The following is a 6,915-nucleotide window of genomic DNA, read 5'->3' on the forward strand; positions in this document are numbered from 1 at the left end:
TCGGCTTGCCGCAGGATCGCGATGATCTGCGCCTCAGTGTATCTGCTTGTCTTCATTCGAAATCTCCTCGTTCATCTTGCCGAGAAAATTCTACTCTTGCAGCCCCTTACTTTCGGGGGGGATTACCTACCCCTGCAACGTCCTCACCCCGATCCCCTCACCCCGTGCTTTGATCGCCTGCACGGCGGCGACGCTGCCGGCGGCGGTGGTGTAGTAGGGGATCTTGTCGTAGAGCGCGACGGCGCGGATGCTGCGGCTGTCTTCGATCGCTTGGCTCCCCTCGGTCGTGTTGAAGAGCAGTGCCACCTCGCCGTTCTTCAGCCGGTCGACGATGTGCAGCTTGCCCTCCTGCCGTCCCTCATAGACCTTGTTGACGGTCTCGGCCTCGATCCCGTTTTCGGCAAGGAAGACGGCGGTGCCGCGGGTGGCGATGATGTCGAAGCCCATCGCCACCAGATCGCGGGCGGCGGCGGCCATCTCGGGCGTCTTGTCCATGTCCTTGATCGAGATGAAGACACGGCCCCCATGCGGCAGCGTCGTGCCCGCGCCGAGCTGGGCCTTGAGGAAGGCGAGCGCGAAGGTGCGGTCCCAGCCCATCACCTCACCCGTCGAGCGCATTTCGGGGCCGAGGATCGTATCGACGCCGGGGAAGCGGGCGAAGGGCATGACGGCCTCTTTCACGCTGAACCACGGCATGATCGGGTCGGCGAGCGTCATCGGATCGGCGTAGGGCAGGTCGGTATCGGGGCCGACGCCCTGCGCATAGGGTGCGCGAAGCGGGAAGTTCGCCATCGGCTCGCCCGCCATCAGCCGCGCGGCGATGGAGGCGATGGCCGAATCCGTGGCCTTGGCGACGAAGGGCACGGTGCGGCTGGCGCGGGGGTTGACCTCCAGCACATAGATCGTGCCGTCCTTGATCGCGAACTGGACGTTCATCAGACCCTTGACCTTGAGCGCGATGGCCATGGCCTCGGTCTGGCGCTTGAGTTCGGCGACGGTGTCGGCGGAAAGCGAATGCGGCGGCAGGCAGCAGGCAGAATCGCCCGAATGCACGCCTGCCTCCTCGATATGTTCCATGATGCCCGCGACATGGACGGTCTGACCGTCTGAGAGCGCGTCGACATCCACTTCGATGGCGCCGGAAAGGTAGCTGTCGAGAAGGACGGGGTTCTTGCCCGAGACGTCGACGGCGGTGGTGATGTAGCGCCTGAGCTGATCCATGTCGCGCACGATTTCCATTGCGCGGCCGCCGAGCACGTAGGAGGGGCGGATGACCAGCGGGAAGCCGACGCGTTCGGCGATTTCAAGAGCTTGCGCGTCGGAGGAGGCGATGCCGTTGACCGGCTGTTTGAGGTTCAGGTCGTTCAGCAGCTTCTGGAACCGCTCGCGGTCCTCGGCAAGGTCGATGGCGTCGGGGGTGGTGCCGAGGATCGGGATGCCCTCTGCCTCAAGCGCGTTGGCGAGTTTCAGCGGCGTCTGGCCGCCGAACTGGACGATGACGCCGTGAAGGGTGCCGTTCTGTTGTTCGACGCGGAGGATTTCGAGGACGTGTTCCAGCGTCAGCGGTTCGAAATACAGACGATCGGAGGTGTCGTAATCGGTCGACACGGTTTCCGGGTTGCAGTTGATCATGATGGTTTCATAGCCCGCATCGGTCAGCGCGAAGCAGGCATGGCAGCAGCAATAATCGAACTCGATCCCCTGACCGATCCGGTTCGGGCCGCCGCCGAGGATGACGACCTTCTTGGCGTCCGAAGGCCGCGCCTCGCATTCCACGTCGCCCATCGCGGGGACCTCGTAGGTGGAATACATGTAGGGCGTCTGCGCCTCGAACTCGGCGCCGCAGGTGTCGATGCGCTTGAAGACGGCTTTGACATTGGCGGCGAGGCGAGCCTTGCGCACTTCGGCCTCATCCTTGCCGGTCAGTTTCGCCAGCCGGGCATCGGTGAAGCCCATCATCTTGAGCTTGCGCAGTCCGGCCTCATCGACGGGCAGACCAGCGGCGCGGACGGTATCCTCGGCCGCCACGATCTCACGGATGCGGGCAAGGAACCACGGGTCGAAGGCGGTGGTGTGCTGGATCTCGTCATCCGTCAGCCCGTGGCGCATCGCCTGCGCGATCAGCCGCATCCGGTCGGGGGTCTGGATGGAAATCGCCTTGATAACGGCAGCTTTGTCGGGCGCGCCTTCGATCTTGATCTCATCGAACCCGGTCAGGCCGGTTTCCATGCTGGCCAGCGCCTTTTGCAGGCTCTCGTGGATGGTGCGGCCGATGGCCATTGCCTCACCCACGGACTTCATCGCGGTGGTAAGTTCGGCCTTGGATCCGGGGAACTTTTCGAACGCGAAGCGCGGGATCTTGGTGACGACATAGTCGATGGTCGGCTCAAAGCTGGCCGGGGTCACCTTCGTGATGTCGTTGTCGAGCTCGTCCAGCGTATAGCCGACGGCGAGTTTCGCCGCGATCTTGGCAATGGGGAAACCCGTGGCCTTGGAGGCCAAGGCCGAGGACCGCGAGACGCGCGGGTTCATCTCGATCACGACCATGCGGCCGTCCTTGGGGTTGATCGCCCACTGGACGTTCGAGCCGCCGGTCTCCACCCCAATCTCGCGCAGGACGGCAATCGAGCCGTTGCGCATGATCTGGTATTCCTTGTCCGTCAGAGTCAGCGCGGGGGCGACGGTGATACTGTCGCCGGTATGGACGCCCATCGGATCGACGTTTTCGATGGCGCAGACGATGATCGCGTTGTCCGCCTTGTCGCGGACGACCTCCATCTCATACTCCTTCCAGCCAAGGAGCGATTCGTCGACGAGGATCTGCGCCATGGGCGAGGCGTCGAGGCCCGAGCGGCAGATCGCCTCATACTCATCCCGGTTATAGGCGACACCGCCGCCGGTGCCGCCCAGCGTGAAGGCGGGGCGGATGATGGCGGGCAGGCCGATATGGTCCAGGGCTTCCATCGCCTCGGCCACGCCCGCATTGACGTCGTATTTGCCGTTCGGCTTTTTCGGGGCGGCGATGATCGTGGCCTTGGGGTTTTCGATGCCGAGCCTGTCCATCGCCTCGCGGAACAATTTGCGATCTTCCGCCATTTCGATGGCCTGACGGTTGGCACCAATGAGTTCAACGTTGAACTTTTCGAGCACGCCCATATCGGCGAGCGCCAGCGAAGTGTTCAGGCCCGTCTGCCCGCCCATCGTCGGCAAAAGCGCGTCGGGGCGTTCCTTTTCGATGATCTTGGCGACGATTTCGGGGGTGATCGGTTCGATATAGGTGGCGTCGGCCATGCCCGGATCGGTCATGATCGTGGCGGGGTTGGAGTTGACCAGAATGACCCGGTAGCCTTCCTCGCGCAGCGCCTTGCAGGCCTGTGCGCCGGAATAGTCGAACTCGCAGGCCTGACCGATGACGATGGGTCCCGCTCCGATAATCATGATTGATTTGATATCGGTTCTCTTCGGCATCGTCCCGGACCCCTCATGCAAATTTTCCGGGGTTATAGACAGAACCTGCCAGCACGCAACCCCTGTTGCGGTGCTCTAGCGGGGTTGGCTGCGCGCCGCGTGGAAGAGAGCTGCCAGAACGGCAAGCCAGCCAGCCGAGAAGATCCAGACCACGGTCGCGGCGGGCCATGGCAGCAGGCTGCGGGCTTCGAAGACGAAATAGAGCGAGGGAAGGACGATTGCGGCTAGGGGAAGCATGGCGCGTTCCTTTGGCAAAAGGCCTACAAGGCCGGGCAAGAGCAGCATCGGCAAAAGGTAATAGTGCTGCCAGCCAAGCGGGCCGAAGAGCGACAGGATGACGGAAGCGACAAACAGACCGATGCCGCGTCGGGTGGGGCCGGTCAGGGGTGAAAGCGCGCGGAGGATAAGCGCCAGTAAGACGAGCCCGGCCAGCGCGACGGTTGGTCCCAGCCAGCCGGGCGGGCTGCGGTAGATATGCGGTACCGTCATATCTATGGGTGCGAAGGCATGGGTGGCCGAGCCCAGTGCCAGGATCGCGGTGCGGAGTGTGATATTAATCTCAGTCAGCAGAGCGCTGTCCGATACCTGCCGAACGCTGTCCAGAAACGCCTGATGCAGCGGCCAGCCTGTCAGTGCGATGCTGAGCCCGGCCAGTGCCGCCCCGGCGATCATGAAGGCCGCGGTGGCGCGGTGCTGGCGGTCGATGAGGAAGATCAGGACGAAGGCCGCGGGTGTCAGCTTGATCGCGGCGGCAAGTGCCAGGGCGATGCCTGCCGCGACAGGCCGGTCAGCATTCAGCCGCTCAAAGGCCAGCAGCGTGAGGAAGGTGACGCTGATCGTCGGCTGGTTGTGCCAAAGTGCGACATGGGACTGGATCGAGAGGTTCAGTATCATGAGCGCAAGCGTGGTCCAGAGCCAGAGCGGCATCGCGGCCGACTTCAGGATACGCGCAGTCAGGAGCACCGAGCCTGCCAGCATCGGCACCTGCAACAGCGTCATCAAGTTGAAAAAGCCGTGGATCGACAGAGGCCCCGTCAAGGGGCCGATAAAAGCGGCCCAGAGGGGCGGATAGACATAGGGAAAGCTCGTCTCCTGCCCGATGCCAAGCTGGTCCATCACCGGCAGCCAGCTTGCCGCGACGCCGCCGAAAAAGCCGGGCGGGGCGGCGTAGATCAGGTCGGTTTGTCCGGATTGCCAGAGTGAGGCGGCGATATAGACCGCCGACAGATCTTCGGCCCAGTGGCCCCATTGCTGCCAGACGGTCACCAGCGTCCAGAGTGCCAGCATCAAGATCGAGATCTGCCGGTCGCGGGTGGGGGTGATGGAACCCGCGCCGAGGGGCCGGTCAGCCTGTGGTTCAGTCATCGGATCGGCCGCCTTCTGTCATGCCGGGTGACGCTAGCGGTGCGGGCCGGGGTTGAAAAGCCCCGGCCGCCCTTGACTTCGCTCGGCGCAAAGGGTGTATCGGCGCGAACCACGTTTTCGCCTCTCGAAAGGGGATGCTCATGCACGCCTATCGCAGCCATACCTGCGCCGATCTGAACAAAAGTCATGCCGGTGAGACGGTCCGGCTGTCGGGCTGGGTGCACCGGGTACGCGATCATGGCGGGGTGCTGTTCATCGACCTGCGCGACCACTACGGAATGACGCAGGTTCTGGCGGATTCTGACAGCCCGGCTTTCGCGGCGATCGAGCGGCTGAAGGCCGAGACGGTCGTGCGGATCGACGGGCGGGTGAAGGCGCGCGATGCGTCCCTTGTGAATGCCAAGATCCCGACCGGCGAGATCGAGGTCTATGTGACCGAGCTGGAGGTGCTGGGCCCGGCCGATGAACTGCCGCTGCCGGTTTTTGGTGATCAGGATTATCCTGAAGAAACCCGGCTGACCTACCGTTTCCTCGACCTGCGACGCGAAAAGCTGCATCAGAACATGATGCTGCGGTCGCGTGTGGTGAAATCGATGCGCGACCGGATGTGGAGTGCGGGCTTCACCGAGTTCCAGACGCCGATCATCACCGCCTCCAGCCCCGAGGGCGCGCGCGACTTTCTGGTGCCGAGCCGCCTGCATCCGGGGCAGTTCTATGCCCTGCCGCAAGCGCCGCAGCAGTTCAAGCAGCTGATCATGGTGGCAGGCTTCGACCGCTATTTCCAGATCGCGCCCTGCTTCCGGGATGAAGATCCGCGCGCCGACCGTTCGCCCACCGATTTCTACCAGCTTGATCTTGAGATGTCGTTCGTCGAGCAGGAGGATGTCTTCGCCGCGATCCAGCCGGTCATTCAGGGCATCTTCGAGGAGTTCGGCGGCAGCCATAAGGTCGACGCGGTCTGGCCGCGGATTTCCTATGCCGACAGCGCCCTTTGGTACGGCACCGACAAGCCGGACCTCAGGAACCCGATCAAGATGCAGCGCGTCAGCGAGCATTTCGCCGGGTCGGGCTTCGCGATCTTCGCCAAGCTTCTGGAGAACGAAGGCACCGAGATCCGCGCCATTCCGGCGCCGGGCGGCGGGTCCCGCAAGTTCTGCGACCGGATGAATGCCTTCGCGCAACAGCAGGGCCTGCCGGGGATGGGCTATATCTTCTGGCGCGAGGCCGAGGACGGATCTGGCATGGAAGCCGCCGGTCCTTTGGCCAAGAATATCGGGCCGGAGCGGACCGAAGCGATCCGGTTGCAGCTGGGCCTTGGCAAGGGCGATGCGGCCTTCTTCCTTGGCGGCAAGCCGGAGCAGTTCGAGGCGGTGGCAGGTCGGGCGCGGGTCGAGATCGGGCGCGAGCTGGGCCTTACGGAAGAAAACGCCTTCCGCTTTGCCTGGATCGTCGATTTCCCGATGTATGAGAAGGATGACGAGGGCCGGATCGACTTCAGCCACAACCCGTTTTCGATGCCGCAGGGCGGGATGGAGGCGCTGGCGGGCGATCCGCTGGATGTGCTCGGCTATCAGTATGACCTTGCCTGCAACGGCTATGAACTCGTCTCCGGCGCGATCCGGAACCACAAGCCCGAGATCATGTTCAGGGCCTTCGAACTGGCCGGTTACGGCAAGGATGAGGTCGAAAAGCGCTTCGGCGGTATGGTCAAGGCGTTCAAATACGGCGCGCCCCCGCATGGCGGTTGTGCGGCCGGGGTCGACCGGATCGTGATGCTGCTGGCCGATACCGCGAATATCCGCGAGGTCATCATGTTCCCGATGAACCAGCGCGCCGAAGACCTGATGATGGGCGCGCCCTCCGAGCCGATGAATGAACAGCTTCGCGAATTGCGGCTGAGGGTTATTCCGAAGGAGTGATGCGCCCTTTGCGGTCGTTGCAACTGGCACAACATAAGCCGGGTGAGCGCCTGCCCGTGGGGTGGCGCAGCAACCGTCATTCGGCGCACTTTATGGACGCAAAGCCCCTCTGTCCTCATGCGATGCGCGCGGCCTCCAAAGCGCCAGCCCGGCGGAACGGGCA

At 63.5% G+C, this 6,915-nt stretch carries 3 protein-coding genes; 1 reads left to right on the forward strand and 2 read right to left on the reverse strand.

All coding sequences use genetic code 11. The annotated features are described in order from the left end of the window. Positions 1-126: 126 nt before the first annotated feature. Complete coding sequence (gene carB, locus WBB85_RS17860; protein WP_432639947.1) at positions 127-3,468, reverse strand: carbamoyl-phosphate synthase large subunit; 3,342 nt, start codon at positions 3,466-3,468, stop codon at positions 127-129. 75 nt (positions 3,469-3,543) lie between these two features. Further along, positions 3,544-4,833 (reverse strand): glycosyltransferase family 87 protein, encoded by a 1,290-nt coding sequence (locus WBB85_RS17865; RefSeq protein WP_432639948.1) that lies wholly within the window; start codon positions 4,831-4,833, stop codon positions 3,544-3,546. Positions 4,834-4,973: 140 nt separating this feature from the next. Here WBB85_RS17865 and aspS point away from each other — a divergent pair, with 140 nt between their 5' ends. After that, positions 4,974-6,752, forward strand: coding sequence for an aspartate--tRNA ligase (gene aspS / locus WBB85_RS17870; RefSeq protein WP_432639949.1), 1,779 nt, complete (start codon positions 4,974-4,976; stop codon positions 6,750-6,752). The last annotated feature ends 163 nt before the right edge of the window (positions 6,753-6,915 follow it).

Origin of the sequence: Albidovulum sp., assembly GCF_049646345.1 — a bacterium.
In the GTDB taxonomy this organism is placed as follows: Bacteria; Pseudomonadota; Alphaproteobacteria; order Rhodobacterales; family Rhodobacteraceae; genus Albidovulum.

Excerpts from the sequence above, each read along its gene's own strand:
- WBB85_RS17865 (WP_432639948.1), bottom strand. The coding sequence starts at position 4,833 with ATGACTGAACCACAGGCTGACCGGCCCCTCGGCGCGGGTTCCATCACC.
- aspS (WP_432639949.1), top strand. The coding sequence starts at position 4,974 with ATGCACGCCTATCGCAGCCATACCTGCGCCGATCTGAACAAAAGTCAT.
- carB (WP_432639947.1), bottom strand. The coding sequence starts at position 3,468 with ATGCCGAAGAGAACCGATATCAAATCAATCATGATTATCGGAGCGGGA.